This window comes from Amycolatopsis orientalis, from assembly GCF_000943515.2.
GTDB lineage: Bacteria > Actinomycetota > Actinomycetes > Mycobacteriales > Pseudonocardiaceae > Amycolatopsis > Amycolatopsis orientalis.
In genome coordinates this window covers 1,703,790-1,719,861 of record NZ_CP016174.1, presented here as the reverse complement: position 1 = coordinate 1,719,861, position 16,072 = coordinate 1,703,790, and the positions used below count along the sequence as shown (strand labels likewise).

At 68.7% G+C, this 16,072-nt stretch carries 16 protein-coding genes; 6 read left to right on the top strand and 10 right to left on the bottom strand.

Annotated features, from left to right (window positions below; genetic code table 11):
- The first annotated feature begins 149 nt into the window (after nucleotides 1-149).
- Complete coding sequence (locus tag SD37_RS08295) at nucleotides 150-782, top strand: sigma-70 family RNA polymerase sigma factor (protein ID WP_044852548.1); 633 nt, start codon at nucleotides 150-152, stop codon at nucleotides 780-782.
- Here SD37_RS08295 and SD37_RS08290 read toward each other — a convergent pair.
- From SD37_RS08290 to SD37_RS08270, 5 genes are all read right to left on the bottom strand, one after another.
- Nucleotides 779-1,426, bottom strand: a complete 648-nt coding sequence (locus SD37_RS08290) for a response regulator (protein WP_037306773.1) — start codon at nucleotides 1,424-1,426, stop codon at nucleotides 779-781. The two genes, SD37_RS08295 and SD37_RS08290, sit on opposite strands and share 4 nt — an antisense overlap.
- Nucleotides 1,423-2,970 (bottom strand): sensor histidine kinase, encoded by a 1,548-nt coding sequence (locus tag SD37_RS08285; protein ID WP_065912762.1) that lies wholly within the window; start codon nucleotides 2,968-2,970, stop codon nucleotides 1,423-1,425. The genes SD37_RS08290 and SD37_RS08285 overlap by 4 nt, the downstream gene beginning before the upstream one ends.
- Before the next feature lie 30 nt (nucleotides 2,971-3,000).
- The gene (locus SD37_RS08280; protein ID WP_044852546.1) at nucleotides 3,001-3,474 is read right to left on the bottom strand and encodes a pyridoxamine 5'-phosphate oxidase family protein; all 474 of its coding nucleotides are present in this window, start codon (nucleotides 3,472-3,474) and stop codon (nucleotides 3,001-3,003) included.
- Between the two features lie 109 nt (nucleotides 3,475-3,583).
- Complete coding sequence (locus tag SD37_RS08275) at nucleotides 3,584-4,015, bottom strand: nitroreductase/quinone reductase family protein (protein ID WP_037306774.1); 432 nt, start codon at nucleotides 4,013-4,015, stop codon at nucleotides 3,584-3,586.
- A 10-nt stretch (nucleotides 4,016-4,025) separates the two neighbouring features.
- A complete protein-coding gene (locus SD37_RS08270; RefSeq protein WP_044852545.1) occupies nucleotides 4,026-4,808 on the bottom strand; it encodes a TetR/AcrR family transcriptional regulator in 783 nt (260 codons plus the stop codon).
- Between the two features lie 78 nt (nucleotides 4,809-4,886).
- Between SD37_RS08270 and SD37_RS08265 the strand changes: the two genes are divergently transcribed.
- The gene (locus tag SD37_RS08265) at nucleotides 4,887-7,148 is read left to right on the top strand and encodes an ATP-binding cassette domain-containing protein (protein WP_044852544.1); all 2,262 of its coding nucleotides are present in this window, start codon (nucleotides 4,887-4,889) and stop codon (nucleotides 7,146-7,148) included.
- A 59-nt stretch (nucleotides 7,149-7,207) separates the two neighbouring features.
- Here SD37_RS08265 and SD37_RS08260 read toward each other — a convergent pair whose 3' ends face one another.
- Entirely contained in the window at nucleotides 7,208-8,068 is an 861-nt protein-coding gene (locus SD37_RS08260) for a hypothetical protein (RefSeq protein ID WP_065912761.1), read from the bottom strand.
- A 138-nt stretch (nucleotides 8,069-8,206) separates the two neighbouring features.
- Here SD37_RS08260 and SD37_RS08255 point away from each other — a divergent pair, with 138 nt between their 5' ends.
- The 3 genes from SD37_RS08255 (at nucleotide 8,207) to SD37_RS08245 (ending at nucleotide 10,929) form a co-directional block, all read left to right on the top strand.
- Nucleotides 8,207-9,340, top strand: coding sequence for a metallophosphoesterase (locus tag SD37_RS08255; RefSeq protein ID WP_044852542.1), 1,134 nt, complete (start codon nucleotides 8,207-8,209; stop codon nucleotides 9,338-9,340).
- Nucleotides 9,341-9,463: 123 nt separating this feature from the next.
- Nucleotides 9,464-10,108, top strand: a complete 645-nt coding sequence (locus SD37_RS08250; protein WP_044852541.1) for a DUF998 domain-containing protein — start codon at nucleotides 9,464-9,466, stop codon at nucleotides 10,106-10,108.
- A gap of 23 nt (nucleotides 10,109-10,131) precedes the next feature.
- Nucleotides 10,132-10,929, top strand: coding sequence for an alpha/beta fold hydrolase (locus SD37_RS08245; protein WP_044852540.1), 798 nt, complete (start codon nucleotides 10,132-10,134; stop codon nucleotides 10,927-10,929).
- A gap of 6 nt (nucleotides 10,930-10,935) precedes the next feature.
- Here the strand turns inward: SD37_RS08245 and SD37_RS08240 are convergent, their stop codons facing one another.
- The 3 genes from SD37_RS08240 to SD37_RS08230 all read right to left on the bottom strand — a co-directional run bounded on the left by SD37_RS08240 (nucleotide 10,936) and on the right by SD37_RS08230 (nucleotide 14,822).
- Entirely contained in the window at nucleotides 10,936-11,919 is a 984-nt protein-coding gene (locus SD37_RS08240) for a TolB family protein (RefSeq protein WP_044852539.1), read from the bottom strand.
- A complete protein-coding gene (locus SD37_RS08235) occupies nucleotides 11,916-13,160 on the bottom strand; it encodes an MFS transporter (protein ID WP_044852538.1) in 1,245 nt (414 codons plus the stop codon). Before SD37_RS08235 ends, SD37_RS08240 begins: the two co-directional genes overlap by 4 nt.
- Nucleotides 13,161-13,235: 75 nt before the next feature.
- Nucleotides 13,236-14,822 carry a discoidin domain-containing protein gene (locus SD37_RS08230; RefSeq protein ID WP_167369614.1) on the bottom strand — a complete coding sequence of 529 codons (1,587 nt, stop codon included), beginning with the start codon at nucleotides 14,820-14,822 and terminating at the stop codon, nucleotides 13,236-13,238.
- Nucleotides 14,823-14,966: 144 nt separating this feature from the next.
- Here SD37_RS08230 and SD37_RS08225 point away from each other — a divergent pair, with 144 nt between their 5' ends.
- Complete coding sequence (locus tag SD37_RS08225) at nucleotides 14,967-15,611, top strand: HAD family hydrolase (RefSeq protein WP_044852537.1); 645 nt, start codon at nucleotides 14,967-14,969, stop codon at nucleotides 15,609-15,611.
- Here SD37_RS08225 and SD37_RS08220 read toward each other — a convergent pair.
- On the bottom strand, nucleotides 15,601-16,068 hold the full coding sequence (locus SD37_RS08220; protein WP_044852536.1) for an NUDIX hydrolase: 468 nt from the start codon (nucleotides 16,066-16,068) through the stop codon (nucleotides 15,601-15,603). The genes SD37_RS08225 and SD37_RS08220 overlap by 11 nt on opposite strands.
- Between the last annotated feature and the right edge of the window lie 4 nt (nucleotides 16,069-16,072).

The window sequence follows — 16,072 nt, the reverse complement described above, 5'->3', positions numbered from 1 at the left end:
AAAGACCCGACTACTCCGGGCTGCTTTACCGGTGTGACGCGCGTACGCGCTCCGTAACGTCGTCAGTGCCAAACAAGGGCTGGGGGCTTAAGGGAGGTGGGGATGATGGGAACGCACAGGTACACACCGAGAACGGCCCATCCGGCGTGATGACCGTGTCCGAAGCCGTCCGTCCGATCCATTCGCCTCGTCCGGAGGAACCGGACGGCGAACTGATCCGTGCGGCCATCGACGGCGACCGGCGCGCCGTCGGAAGCCTGCTGGCGCTTCTGCGGCCGATCGTGTTCCGGTACTGCGCGGGCAGGCTGGGCGGGACGACGCGCGGCATCTCCAGCGCCGACGACTGCGCGCAGGAGGTGCTGATGGCCGTCCTCCTCGCCCTGCCGCGCTACAACTACCGGGACGACAGCTTCCTGCCCTACGTCTTCGGGATCGCCTCGCACAAGGTCGCCGACGTCCGGCGGAACCTCGCCCGCGACCCGTCCGCGCCGGTACCCGACCCGGAACCCGACCAGGACGGGCCGTGGAACCCGACCTTCGAAGAGGTCGAGAAGGCGGATCGCAGCCGCCGGATGTCCCGGCTGTTCAAGTTCCTTTCGGCGAAACAGCGCGATGTGCTGGTGCTGCGCGTGATCCTCGGGTTCAGCGCCGAGGAGACCGCCGTCGCGCTCGGCATGGCGAGCGCGGGCGCGGTGCGCGTCACCCAGCACCGGGCGCTCAACGAACTGCGCCGGGTCCTGCGCGAGGATCCCGGTTTCGCCGACGGATTGGCGCTCTTCTAGGAAGTGGGCTTGCGGCGCTGGGAGGCGTAGACGGCCGCGGCGGTACGGCGTTCGAAACCGAGCTTGTGCAGCAAGGACGACACGTAGTTCTTGACCGTCTTCTCCGCCAGGTACAGCTTTTCCGCGATCTGGCGGTTGGTCAGCCCGTCGGCGATGTGGTCGAGCACCCGCCGCTCCTGCGGGCTCAGCTGTTCGTACCGCGGGTCCGGGAGGTCGCTCCCGCCGCGCAGCCGGTTCATCACCGACGCCGTCATCGTGCTGTCCAGGAGCGATCCGCCCGCGGCGACCGTGCGGACGGCCTTGACGAGCGCGCCGCCGGAGACCTGCTTGAGCATGTACCCGGCCGCGCCCGCCATGATCGCGCCGAACAACGCGTCGTCGTCCGAATAGGACGTCAGCATCAGGCAGGCGGGCGGCGGGGTGACGGACGAACGGATCTCGCGGCAGACGCTGACCCCCTCGCCGTCCGGCAACCGGACGTCGAGCACCGCGACCTGCGGTTTGACCGCGGGGATCCGCACCAGCGCCTCGGCGGCCGTGGACGCCTCACCGATCACCGTGAGATCGTCTTCGGCCTCGAAGACTGTCTTCAGGCCGGTGCGGACGAGTTCGTGATCGTCCAGCAGGAACACCGAAATCGTCATCCCACACTCCCCTGTCGGGCCGGCAGTTCCACCGACCAGTCGAGCCTCGTCCCGCCCTCCGGCCGCGCTTCGACGCTGAACGACCCGCTCCAGCGGGCCGCGCGTTCGGCGAGGTTCGCCACCCCGCTGCGATGGCCGGGAGCGGCGGGCATGCCGACGCCGTCGTCCACCACCGAAAGCTTCAGCCACCGCCCGTCGCGATCGACCGAGACGTCGACCGAGACCGCCGTCGCCGCGGCGTGTCTGACCACATTGGACAGTGCTTCGCGCAGGGTCGCGATGAGATCGGAGCGGACCGAATCCGGCACGGTCGAATCGAGCGGCCCGTCGAAGCCCACCCGGGGCTCGGCCGAGCAGCCCGCGTCGAGCGCGACGCGCAGCAACTCCGACCGGAGGCTGCCCTGCGCCTCGGCGGGTTCCTGCAAGGAAAAGATGCTGTTGCGGATCTCGCGGATCGTGCGGTCGATCTCGTGCGCGAAGCCGGTCACGCGGTCGGCGACGGCGGGCCCGCCCGCCAGTTTGCCGAGCCCCTCCAGACCGAGCCCGATCGCGAACAGCCGCTGGATCACCAGATCGTGCAGGTCGCGGGCGATCCGGTCCCGGTCCTCGAAGACGGCGAGCCGCTGCCGGTCCTGTTGCGCGCGGGCGAATTCGACCGCGAGCGCGGCGTGCGCGGCGAAGGTCTCGGCGAGCTGGACGTCGTAGGCGGAGAACGGGGTCTTGTCGCGGAACTTCGCCACCAGCAGGACGCCGAGTTTCTCCTCGCCCGCGATCAGCGGGACGGCGACCGTGGAGTCCAGGTCCTTGACCGCCGCGGGCATCACGGCGCCGCGTCCGCCCTGGTACTCGACCACCTTTTCGCCGTAGTCCCGGACCACGACGGGTTTGCCGGTGGTGAACGCCATCCCGGTCGCGGTGCCCTCGGCAGGCACCGCGATCCCGGCGAGCCGGTCCGCGTCCGGCCCCGGCGGCTCGACGATCTCGAAGACCAGCATCCCGTCGCCGCGAGGACGGGCCACCGCCCCCGTGGTACCGCCGGCCACGACGCGGGCGCGTTCGGCGATCAGGCGCAGAGTCGCGGTCAGATCCTGGTCGGTCAACAGCGCGCCGGTGACGTGATAGGAGGCTTCGAGCCAGCGCTCACGCCGCTGCACCTGGTCGAACAGCGCGGCGTTCTCGATCACCACACCGGCCGCCGCGGTGAGCGCGACGAGCAGGTCTTCCTCGGATTCGGTGAAATCCTCACCGTCCGGTTTGCGGGCGAGATACAGCATCCCGAAGATGCGGCCGCGCAGGCGGATGGGCATCACCCGGGACTCGGCCTCGGGCGGCGGGGTCTCCCACGCGTCGCCGAACCGGATGAACTCGTTCGAATCGAAGACGCTCAGCGCGCCGAAAGGCGCGCCGGTCAGCTCACAGGCGGATTCGACCATGCGCCGCAGCACGTCGGAGAGGCTGAGATCGTGGGCGATCCCCGCCACCGCGTCCAGGATTCTGGGCGCCTTGGCGTCACTCGCCGCACTCCCCCGCCGCACTGGCGTCACCGTCCCGGGGTAACTCCCCGGGCAGTGGGGTCAGGAATGACAAACGCGCCCGGATCGCTCACCTGGTGCGTCGATCACGGACAGTGCTTCGTTACTGCGAACGCCGAGGATCCTCCGACCGGTTACCGACTCGATCGGGATCCGCAGGTACCGCGCGTCCGTCTGAGAGGTCCAGCAGCCCAGCGGCAGGTCCGCGAGCTCGGCGATCACGATCGGATCACGCACCTCGGAGGCACGGCCCAATACGGTGACGAACCAGCCGGAGCCCAGGTCGTCGGTGAACTCGTCGACGGCGAAAGCGACCACGCTGTCGAGCACTCCGGCGAACAACGCGCTCTGTGACGGCGTCCGGACCACGATCGCGCCGTGGTGGACCGCGAACCGCGCGGGCTGGATCGCCGGCAGGGCGCGGGAGGTGAACACCACCCGGCCCAGCCCGGCGCCCGCGAGTCTCGCGAGACACTGCTCGCGATCGAGCGTCTCGAGACCCAAGGAGTCTGACATCGGCGTCCCCGCGTTCTCGTGGCCCAGTTGGCTTCGAGGTCCACGGTCCCCGGCTTACCGACTCGCCGGTAGGGCCGATGGACCCGGCCCGCGCGGGGGATGCCGGGCGTTACGCCTTCGGGGAAAGCAGGACGACGGGGATCTCCCGCTCGGTCTTGGTCTGGTACTGCGCGTAGTTCTTGAAGTCGGCGGTGATCTTCGGCCACAGGCGCGCCCGCAGCTCGCTGTCGGCGACGCTCGCGACCATCGGCTGCGGGGCCTGGCCCTTCAGCGTGACCTGGACCTCGGGGTTGTCGCGGAGGTTCAGGAACCACGCGGGGTGCTGGTCGTCGCCACCACGGGAGGCGACGATGACGTACGCGTCACCCTCGCGCAGCGGCGAGGTCAGCAGCACGGTGCGCGGCTGGCCGGATTTACGGCCGATGGTGGTCAGTTCCAGCACGGTCATCCCGGCGACCTCCCAGCCGGCGCGGCCGCCACTGACCTTCTGGATGACGCGGTGGACGGCGTTCATGGTCTTCAAGGCGAAATCACTGGGCATGCGGAGAAGACTACTCCGCTTTCATCGTGACTTCGATCCCGTCCAGCAGAACGGCCAGCGAGAGTTCGAAGGCCTCCCTCGCCTCCTGCTCCAGATACGGCACCGTCTCGTCCGCCATCCGGAACGCCCGCTCGCTCTCCATCCAGGTCAGCGTCGGGAACCGCTCGGCGAAATCCGGCGAGACCTCTTGCAGGAGCGCCGACCGCGCGTACCACCATTCGTCGTCGGTCTGCCCGGTCACCTTCTCCGCGGTCCTGGACTCGGCGACCGTCCTCGCGGGCTCGCGGACACACGAATACAGCGCGCTGACCAGCCTCCGCAGCACCACCGGCGACAGCCCGGTCCGGCGCAGGATCTTCACCAGCGCCTCCAGCACGACGTACTCGTGCGGCCCCAGCACCGGCCGCGCCGACGAGACCTGCAGGACCCAGGGGTGCCGCAGGTAGAAGTCCCACAGGTCGTACGCCCACTGAGCCGCGTCGGGCCGCCAATCGCCGCCTTCATACGAGGTGGGCAGTTCGGCGAGCGCCTTGTCGTACATGAGGTCGATCAGTTCGCTCTTGCTCGGGACATAGGTGTAGAGCGCCATGGCCGTCCGGCCGAGCCGGTCGCCGACGGCGCGCATCGACAGGCCCGCCATCCCTTCGACGTCGGCGATCTCGATGGCGGCGTCCACGATCAAATCCACCGACAGGCCCGGTTTCGGGCCGGGGCGCTCGACCGACGGCGACGCCGTCCGCCACAGCAGGGCCATCGACTTCCGGGGGTCTCCCTGCGCCGCGTAGACGACCACTTGCCAACTCCTTACAGCATAAACTAACCTCTGCTACCCTCACTTTACAGGCTAAAGAGTTTCAATCAGGGGAGAGCCATGCCTTCGGCCGCCGACAGCCACGACATGATCCAGGTGCGCGGAGCCAGAGAGAACAACCTCGCCGACGTCTCGGTCGACATCCCCAAACGCCGCCTCACCGTCTTCACCGGTGTCTCCGGCTCGGGGAAGTCGTCCTTGGTGTTCGGCACCATCGCCGCGGAATCGCAGCGGCTGATCAACGAGACCTACACCGCGTTCATCCAGTCCTTCATGGCCCCGGTCGGACGGCCGGATGTGGACGCGCTGCGGAACCTGAGCGCCGCGATCGTCGTCGACCAGGAGCGGATGGGGACCAACTCCCGCTCCACGGTCGGCACCGCGACCGACGCGCACACGATGCTGCGGATCGTCTTCAGCAGGCTGGGAAAGCCGCATATCGGCACTTCGGGGGCGTTCAGCTTCAACCTGCCCGAGGGGATGTGCCCGGAATGCGAAGGCCTCGGGAAGGTTTCCAGCATCGACGTCGACCAGCTGGTCGACAAGGAGCTTTCGCTCAACGAAGGGGCGATCACCGTCCCGAACTTCGCGCCGGGCGGCTGGTACTGGAAGGGTCTCGCGGAGTCCGGTTTCGTCGATCCCGCGGTCAAGCTGAAGGACTACACCGCTCAGCAGTGGGAAGACTTCATGTACAAACCCGCAACGAAGATGAAGCTCGGCGGGATCAACACCAACTACGAAGGCCTGCTGGTGAAGGTCCAGCGGCTGTTCCTGGCGAAGGACAAGGAGGCGACGCAGGCGCACATCCGGGCGTTCGTCGACCGCGCGGTCACCTTCGAGCGCTGCCCGTCCTGCGACGGCGCCCGGCTCAACCAGGCGGCGCTGTCGTCGAAGATCGACGGGCTGAACATCGCGGACTGTTCGGCGATGCAGATCAGCGATCTCGCCGACTTCGTCCGCAAACTCGACGACCCCTCGGTCGGCCCGCTGATGCAGACCCTGCGCGGCACGCTGGACTCGCTGGTGGAGATCGGCCTCGGCTACCTGAGCCTCGACCGCGAATCCGGGACGCTCTCGGGCGGTGAGGCGCAGCGCGTGAAAATGGTGCGGCACCTGGGTTCCAGCCTCACCGATGTCACCTATGTCTTCGACGAGCCGACCGTCGGGCTGCACCCGCACGACATCCAGCGCATGAACGGGCTGCTGCTCCTGTTGAAGGACAAGGGGAACACGGTCCTCGTCGTCGAGCACAAACCGGAGACGATCGAGATCGCCGACCACGTCGTCGACCTCGGCCCCGGCGCCGGGCCGAACGGCGGTCAGATCTGCTACACCGGCGACGTCGCCGGGCTGCGCGCGTCCGGCACCTTGACCGGGCGGCACCTCGACCACCGCGCTCGCCTGCGCACCGACGTCCGCACGCCGACCGGGCAGCTCCCGATCCGGAACGCGAACCGGCACAACCTCAAGGACGTCAGCGTCGACATCCCGCTCGGGGTGCTCACCGTGGTCACCGGGGTCGCCGGTTCGGGCAAGAGCTCGCTCATCCACGGCTCACTGTCCACAAGGGACGACGTGGTGGTGCTCGACCAGTCGGCCATCCGCGGCTCGCGGCGGAGCAACCCGGCGACCTACACCGGCCTGCTCGACCCGATCCGCGCCGCGTTCGCCAAGGCCAACGGCGTCAAGGCGGCACTGTTCAGCGCGAACTCCGAGGGCGCGTGCCCGAAGTGCAAGGGCATCGGGCTGATCTACACCGATCTGGCGATGATGGCCGGGGTGGCGACGGTCTGCGAAGAATGCGAGGGCAAGCGCTTCACCGCCGAAGTGCTCACCTATCGCTTGCGGGGCAAGAACATCAGCGAAGTCCTGGCGATGCCGGTCGCCGAGGCGCGTGAGTTCTTCACCTCGGGACAGGCGCGGACGATCCTGGACCGCCTTTCCGACGTCGGCCTCGGCTACCTCGGCCTCGGGCAGCCGCTGACGACGCTGTCCGGCGGAGAGCGGCAGCGGATCAAACTGGCCATCCGGATGGCGGAGAAGTCGGCGACCTACGTCCTCGACGAACCGACCACCGGCCTGCACCTCGCCGACGTCGACCAGCTGCTGGGCCTGCTGGACCGGCTGGTGGACGACGGGAACACGGTGGTGGTCATCGAGCACCACCAGGCCGTGATGGCGCACGCGGACTGGATCGTCGACCTCGGCCCCGGTGCCGGCGTGGACGGCGGGGAGATCGTCTTCACCGGCACCCCTGCCGATCTGGTCGCTTCCGGTGAGACCCTCACGGCCCAGCACCTGCGCGCTTACGTGGGCAAGTAGGGCGGTCGCGCGTGTTATGAACGGGACTTTCATTGCAAATTTTGTAATGAAAGTCCCGTTCATAACACAGAACGGCGAGCACGAACCGCTTCACGAAGGGCCGCTGCACCGGTCAGCCCCAGCACCCCCAACGCCAGTCCCGAAGTCACCATCTCGGCAGGCGAAGCAGCCAGCGGCGAAACCCCGGTCACCGACTCCACCCCCACGACGGCGGTCAGCAGCGTGTAGCCGCCGATCGCCACCCACCCCAGCCGCACCCGCCGCCGCTCCGTCCAGTCCGCGAACCGCAGCAGCCAGGCGAGCCCCGGCAGGATGAGGATCGCGTGCATCGCCACCGCGTGCAGCGGTTTCAGCGCGCCCGCGGTGGTGTACGCGGCCTGCGGGTTCCCGCCGCGCGCCTCGACGACGCCGCTCGCGATCATCGCCGCGCCCGCGCCGAGCGCCACCAGCAGCGCGACCAGCCCGAACCGGACCGCGAGCCGCATGCTGGCGGTGGTCTCCCCTTCGCCGCGCATCGCCGCGGCCGTGAACGAGACCGCCGTCAGGATGATCACGCCGCCGCCCGCCGCGAGTGTCGTCGACACCGCGTTGTCGAAGCCGGTCTCGAAGTTGAAATGCGACGGCACGCCTCGCCAGGCCTGCATGCTCACCAGCACTGTCTCGACGACACTCGCCCCGGTGAAGACACCGAGCAGCGCGTTCCGCACCCGTGGCCGCACCGCGACATACGAGGTCGCCCACGCCACGGTGGCCAGCGTCAGCCCGAACGACAGGCCGAACGTCACCGCCTTGCGCATCGACAGCGGCCCGGTCCAGGAGCCACCCGACGCGATCAAGACGACCGCGTGCACGACGCCGCTGAGGAACAGGAGCGCCCCGGTCACGTAGGCGACTCGCTCGATCGGCCGTAATTCCTTCATGTCGAAGAGTGTCTTCCGAGGCGCCGCGAAAAGCGTCGGCCGAGAAGCGACATCGCGCGTACGCCCGCCTACGTACCTGAGACACCCCTCAGCGAGATCGGCGGTAGAGACCAATGGTCTGTTAGTCTGGCCGGCATCATGCCCCGCATTCTTGTCCGCGTTCTCACGCTGATCGCCGTCCTCGCCCTCCTGTTCGGGGTGCCGTGGTGGACGGTCGTCGGCGCCCCCGAACTCCCGGCCGCGCTCGAGTACCTCGGCACGATCCTCTTCGCCGTCTCGGCCCTCGCCTTGCCCGCGTGCATGGTCCTCGGCCACGGCCCGTGGCAACGCGACCTCGCGGCGAAGATCGGCGACCTCGCCCTCGGGCTGATCTGGCTGCTGTTCTCCTTGTCGGTACTCGGAAACGTGCTGCGCCTCGTGCTCGCCCTGTCCGGAGTGGACGGTGCGGCGGAGATCGTGTCCGGTGTGATCGTGGCGAGCTTCGTGGCGCTGGCGGCGTACGGCATGGTCGAGGCCAGGCGCGTTCCGCGGCTGAAGGAACTCGACGTCGTCCTCCCCCGCCTCGGCGCCGGGCTCGACGGTCTCCGGTTCGCGATCATCACCGACACCCATTTCGGCCCGTTGAACCGGACGAGGTGGTCGGAGAAGGTCGTCGAGGTGGTGAACGAACTCGACGCCGACGTCGTGGCGCACGCGGGCGACCTCGCGGACGGTTCGGTCGCCAAACGCGAGGGGCAGGTCGCGCCACTGGGGAAGGTGCGCGCCAAACTCGGCAAGTTCTACATCACCGGCAACCACGAGTACTTCGGCGAAGCGCAGGCCTGGCTCGACCATATGCGCGACCTCGGCTGGGAACCGCTGCACAACCGGCACGTACCGGTGCGCCAGGGCGGGGACACGCTCGTCTTCGCCGGGATCGACGACCCGACGGGCGCCGCCTCCGGCCTGCCGGGGCACGGCCCCGATCTCCCGGCCGCGCTCGACGGCGTCGCCGCGAACACCCCGGTCGTCCTGCTCGCCCACCAGCCGAAGCAGGTCAAGCAGGCCGTCGAGGCCGGTATCGACCTCCAGATCTCCGGGCATACCCACGGCGGCCAGATCTGGCCGTTCCATCTCCTGGTCCGGTTCGACCAGCCGGTTTTGGCCGGTTTGTCCCGTCACGGCGAGCGCACGCAGCTGTACACGAGCCGCGGCACGGGCTTCTGGGGACCGCCGCTGCGGGTCTTCGCGCCCAGTGAGATCACCCTCCTGACCTTGCGAAAGCGCGTTTAGTCCTCTGGATGCGACGCCTTCGGGTCTCGCACCGGTGCCACCGACAATTTTTTTTGTCTTGACAACTGAAGCGTTCGGAGCGAGAGTGGTGTCCAACGAACCCCGCTCCGAAAGGCCGAGACGATGACCATCGCCGCCACCCGAACCCACGCCGCGATCCCCACCCGCGCCCTGCTCGCCTGCGGCGCCGTCTCGGGCCCGCTGTACTTCCTGACCGCGTTCGCCCAGGCCGCCGTCCGCGAGGGCTTCGACCTCACCAAGCACCCGGCGAGCATGCTGAGCAACGGCGACGCCGGCTGGATCCAGGTGACGAACTTCCTGGTCACCGGGGTGCTGATGATCGCGGGAGCGGTCGGCCTGCACCGGAGGATGGAATCGGGCAGAGGGAGCGTCTGGGGTCCACGACTGCTGGGCGCCTTCGGGGTCAGCCTGCTTTTCGCGGCGGTCTTCAAGGCCGATCCCGGCAACGGTTTCCCGGCGGGCACCGGCCCGGCGACGATCAGCACCGCGGGGATCCTGCACATGGCCGCCGGCTCGATCGGCTTCCTCTCGCTGATCGTGGCGACCTTCGTGTTCGCGAGCCGCTTCTCCCGTGAGGGACACCGCGGCTGGGCCGTCTACTCCCGCGCCACCGGCATCGCGTTCTTCTCCGCTTTCGCCGGGATCACTTCCGGCAACGCCAACGCCGTCGTGATGCTCGCCTTCTGGGCCGCCGTACTGCTGGCCTGGGGCTGGGTCACCGCCGTCATCGTCCGTACCGCCCGCTGACCCGATCGAGGAGAATCCCCGCCATGAGCACCGTGACCTCGCAAGACGGCACCACCATCGCCTACACCCGCACCGGCTCCGGCCCCGCCGTCATCCTGGTCGACGGCGCGATGTGTCACCGCGGCTTCGGCCCGGCCACGCCGCTGGCCGCCGAACTCGCCCCGCATTTCACCGTCTACACCTACGATCGCCGCGGCCGCGGGGAAAGCACGGACACCGCGCCGTTCTCGATCGCCCGCGAAGTCGAGGACATCGCCGCGCTGATCAAGGAGGCGGGCGGCACCGCCCACGTCTACGGGATCTCGTCCGGCGCCGCGCTCGCCCTCGAAGCCGCGAACGCCGGGCTCCCGATCACGAAACTGGCGGTGTACGAGTTCCCGCTGGTCGTCGACGACACCCGCCCGCCGGTCCCGGCCGACTACGCGCGGCGGCTGGAGACGGCCATCGCCGCCGGGCGGCCCGGCGCCGCGATCAAGACCTTCATGCGCGAGGGCGTCCGGGTTCCGGCGCCGGTCGTGTTCATGATGCAGTTCATGCCCGCCTGGCCGAAGCTGAAGAAGGTCGCGCCGACCCTGCGCTACGACGCCGCGCTCTTCGACGGCCTGCACGACGGCACCCCGCTGCCCGAGGGCCGCTGGGCGGGCGTCACCACCCCGACGCTGGTCATGGACGGCGGCAAGAGCCCGGCGTGGATCCGCAATGGCGTCGCCGCGCTCGCGAAGGCGGTCCCCGGCGCCGAGCACCGCACGATCGAGGGCCAGACGCATATGCTCAAGCCGAAAGCGGTGGCCCCGGTCCTGGTCGAGTACTTCACGAGCTGAGGCCCGCTACCCGCCCGCCGGCGAACTGGCTCCCTGCACCAAGAGTTTCGCGGAACCGGTTCCGTCGGCGGGCACCGTCCAGACCCCCGACTCCAGGCCGTAGGCCACGGTCCGGTCGTCGAGCCAGGCCGCCTGGTCGTCGACACTGCGCGTCTCCGCCAGCAGGGTCTCCCGACCGGAAGCCAGCTCGAGGACGGCGAGCCGCCACGGCGCCGCAGGATCGGCGGAAACCCGCTTCTTGAAGGCGATCCGCTTACCGTCCGGCGAAAGCGACGGGCATTCGACGTTCTCCCGGACCATCCTCGCGACGAGCTTTTCGTAATCCGCCTCGACGAGGTACGTCTTCCCCTTCGTCCCCACGGTCGCGTAGAACCGCTTGCCGTCGGGGGCGAAGGTGATCCCCCAGTAGTTCACGTCCGAGGCGTAGTAGGGCTTGCCGTCGAGCAGGAGCCCCATCTCCTCGATGCTCTTCATGAGGTTCCCGGTCGACAGGTCGAGTATCCCGGCCCTGGTCGAAAACCCGTTCTCCGCATAGGAATCCCCATTGACGAAGAGCGTCCAGTAGACGAGTTTCCCGTCCGGCGAGACCCGCCCGCGGCTGGGTGTGCCGGGGAGTTCGACCCGGCGGATCTCCTTCAGGTCCTTGTCCAGCACGATGACGTCGGTCATCGGCGGCAGCACACCCGGCTGCGCGGCGAGGCAGAGCGCCGTGCCCGCCGAGGTGGCGAACCGGTCGCAGCTGAGACCGGCCACCTTCCTCGGTTCGCCGGGCCGATCGGCCGGAACGGTGGCGAGGTGCCCGAAGTCGGGGCCTTCGGCGGTGTTGCGGAACAGCAGTTGTCCCTTGGCCTGCACCGAAATCGGCTGCCCGGTCACGACGGCGACCGAGTTGACCGCCGGCCCGCGGTCACGGGACTGGAGTCCGAAGACGACGGCCGCCGCGATCAGGACGACGACCGCCGCCGCCACGCCCAGGATCCGCGCCCTCATGCGTATGTCCTCAGTGGACGGAGAATGGCGGCCGCGACGACCGCGATCGCCAGCGCGCCCGCGGCGACCAGGACCGCGGCGTGCAGATCCCACGCGGTCCACGCGAGTCCGAAGAGGACGGAGGCGAACATCCGGGTCGTCGCCTGTCCGGTCTGCACCAGCGCCAGTCCGCTCGCCCGCTGGTGTTCGGGCAGCAGCGGCCCGGCGGCGGCCATCAGGACACCGTCGGTGGCGGCGTAGAAGACGCCGTGCAGGATCAGCGCCAATACCGCGAGCACGCCACCGTCCACCGGACCGAGCAGCGCCAGCAGCGCGGCGACCAGCGCGATATGCCCGCCGAGGAACACCTTCCAGCGGCCGACGCGGTCGGAGAGCCTGCCCAGCGGCACGGCGAGCAGCAGGTAGACACCCGCGGTCCCCAAGGGCAGCAAGGGAAAGAAGACGGCGCCGAGTTCCCAGCGCCGTTGCAGGACGAGGTACAGGAACGAATCGCTGAGGGTGACCAGGCCCAGCAGCGCCGCCCAGACGCAGATCCGGCGGAACGACGCCTGCCGGATCAGTCCGGCGGTCTCCCGCAAGGAGACCTTGGGGCGCTCGGTCCTCGGGCCCGGTTGGTGGTCCTTGACCAGCAGGACCAGGATGATCACGCCGATCGCGGCGACGCAGAAGCTGGTGAAGAACACCGAGTCATAGCTGCCGAGGCTGAGCCACAGCACGGCCATCGCGACCAGCGGGCCGAGGAAGGCGCCGAAGGTGTCCATCGCGCGGTGCACGCCGAACGCGCGGCCGAGATGTTCGGGATCGCTGCTCAAGGTGATCAGCGCGTCCCGCGGCGCGGTCCGGACGCCCTTGCCGGTGCGGTCGGCCGCGAGCACCGCCCCGATCGCCACCGTGGACGAACCCGCCAGCATCAGGCCGATCTTGCCCAGCGCCGAGAGTCCGTAACCGAAGCAGGCGACCGCCTTGAGCCGCTGCCACCGGTCCGCGAGGTGCCCGCCGACGAGCCGGACGACAGCGGTGACGCCGGAGTAGAGACCGTCGAGCACGCCGAACTGCAGCGGGCTCAGGCCAAGGCCGAGAACGAGGTAGAGCGGCAGGACCGCGGTCACCATCTCCGACGAGATGTCGGTGACCAGGCTGACCAGGCCGAGCGCGACGACGTTCCCGGTGACGGCCCGTTTCACGCCGCTCTTCGGGACTTCCGCCGCGGCGTCCGCTCCTCTACTGGTGGCGATGTACATGGAGACCTCCAGCGCCGCGAGAAGGGTGCCGGGTCGCGGTGCACACAGCCGCGACCCGGCACCTGATCGCGAGGATCAGTGGCAGGTGTAGGTGGGAGAGGAGTCGATGGTCTTGCCGTCCAGACCGACCAGCTGGGTCGAGAAGGCGTTGTCCGACATGTTCAGCTTGAGCACGCCGTAGGTCGAGATCGCCTTCGCCGTGGCCGGATGCAGCGTCTTGACCGGATACAGGGTCGCCCCGCCACCGCCGCCGATGATCTGCACCGGACCGGCCGCGTCCTTCGCCCCGGACGCGTTCTGCGGATAGAACCGCTCGTAGTGGTGGTCGTGCCCGTTGAGGACCAGATCGACCTTGCTCTGGACCAGGGTCTCCCAGAGCGTGGCCATCTTCGAGTTGTCGCCGTGGTCACCCGAGGTGTAGCGCGGGTGGTGGTAGTACGCGGCGACGCAGGGCTTGGTGTTCTTCGCCAGGTCCTGCTTGATCCAGTTCAGCTGCTCGTCGCTGATGGCGTTCGCGACCAGCCCGGGAGAGAACTCCGTGCTGTCGATGGCCACGAAGTGCCAGTTGCCCATTTCCCAGCTGTAGTAGGTCTTCCCGTTCGGGGTCGCGATATTCCCGAAGTACTGCTTGTAGGCGCCCAGCGGGGTGTGGTCGTAGGTCTCGTGGTTGCCGGGGACCGGGTGCATGATGCTCTTGTACTTGCCCCAGGTCTTGTCGAAGTAGCTCGTGAAGTCCTCGATATGGGCGTCGTCGTACTGGTTGTCGCCCATGGTGATCACCGCGGCCGGGTTCATCTGGCCGACCAGCGCGGCGGTCTTCGGGTGGACGCACGAGGACGAGGAGGCGGTGCACTGTTCGGCGATGTCACCGGAGGCGGCGAGGACGAACGAAGAACTGCCAGCCTGTGTGGTCGCCTGGATCTGGTTGCTGGCCGCCGAAGTGTTGCCGGCGGCGTCCTTCGCGCGGACGGTGTAGGTGTACGCGGTCGAGGCACTGAGCCCGCTGTCGGTGAAGGCCGTGGTCTCGGTCGTGCCGACGACCTGACCGTTCCTCAGCACCTCGTAGCCGGCGACACCGACGTTGTCCGTCGAGCCGGTCCACGTCAGGTCCACAGTGGACGAAGTGATCGCACCGGCCGCGAGGTTCGCGGGCGCGGTGGGCGCCTGCGTGTCACCGGACGAGTCCGACGTGCCGTAGACCTGCATCTCCCAAAGGGAATAGCCGTAACTGGTGGCGCGTTTGGTGCCGACGAGACGCAGGTACCGGCCGCGGCCGGACAGCCCGGTGAGATCGTCGGTCCCGCCGTTACCGCTGGTGACGGATTTGATCGTGGTCCACGCCGAACCGTCGTTGGAGACTTCCAGCCGGTACGCGGTGGCGTAGGCCGCTTCCCAGTTCAGCTTGACCCGGTTGATGGCCGAAGGGCCGCCGAGGTCGACGCGGATGAACTGCGGGTCCACCCCTTCGGCGCTCGCCCAGCGGGTGGTCGTCTTGCCGTCGACGGCGAGCGGGCCGCCGTACGACGAGTTCTCCACCGACGAGACGAGGACGGGTTTTCCTTGGGACAAAAGGACGTCAGCGGCTTGCGCGCTTCCGCTGAGCAGCGTCGGCAACAGGATGGCGGCCGCGCCTAAGGTCAGTAGTCTGGTTCGGGCCTTCACATCGTTCTCCCCGGGATCCGTGGCGGCGGGTAAGAGGGACGGGTGCGCGGCGTTGTTCTTCGAATACTGTTCGTTTGGTAACTTTCCTAACGAATGCGTACGGTAATCCGTACCACTCAGTGAGTCAAGACATAGACTCGTCCCATGACCGGTGCCTTGATCTTCGACTTCGACGGAACGCTGGTCGACACCGAGGCCGCCGTCCTCGTGGCCTGGCAGGAGACCTTCCGCGAACGCGGCGGCGAACTCCCCCTCGACGTCTGGCACACCGTGATCGGCACGCAGCACACCGCCGCCGCGATGTTCGAGCTGCTGGCGAAGGACGACGAGCACCTGGACAAGGTCGCGATCCGCACCGGCGTCCGCGCCCGGGTCACCGAGCTGCTGGCGTCCGAAGGGCCGCGTCCCGGCGTCAAGGAGTACCTCGAAGACGCGCATGAGCAGGGCCTGCGGCTGGCCATCGCGTCCAGTTCGACCGGCGACTGGGTCGCCACCCATCTGAACCGGCTGGGGCTCGCGGACGCGTTCGAAGCAGTCCTCACCGGCGACCTCCACGAGGCGAAGCCGAGTCCGGACCTCTATCTGGCCGCGCTCGCGGCACTGGACCTGCCGCCGTCCGAAGCGATCGCGTTCGAGGACTCGCCGCACGGGGTCACCGCGGCGAAGGCCGCCGGGCTGAAGTGCGTCGCGGTTCCGAATCCGATCACCGCCGTGCTGAACTTCGACCACGCCGATCTCGTCCTCGACTCGCTGGCCGACGAACCGCTGAGCGCGTTGCTCAGCCGCTGAGCGTTTCCGTCAGCCGGGCGAGGAACGGGCGCTGCCCCTTGAGCAGCTTCTCCTCGGCTTCGGCGAGCCCGAACCAGGCGACCCTGTCGACCTCGGGGAACTCCTGCGTCCGGCCCGACCGCGGCGGCCACTCCATCTCGAAGGTGCCGGGGACCACCTGAGCGGGATCGAGGTCCCCCTCCACCGCCCAGACCGTGACGACCTTGCCGCCGGACTGCTTCACCTCACCGAGCGGGAGATACTCCCCCTCCGGCGCTGGCAGGCCCAGTTCCTCCTGGAACTCGCGCCGCGCCGCGGCCTCCGGCGTCTCGCCCGGTTCGTACTCGCCCTTGGGCACCGACCAGCCGCCCGCGTCCTTCTTGGCCCAGAACGGTCCGCCCATATGCCCGAGCAGTACTTCGGTCATCTCGCCCGACCTGCGGAAAAGCAGGATCCCGGCACTCGTCTTACCCGCCACGGCG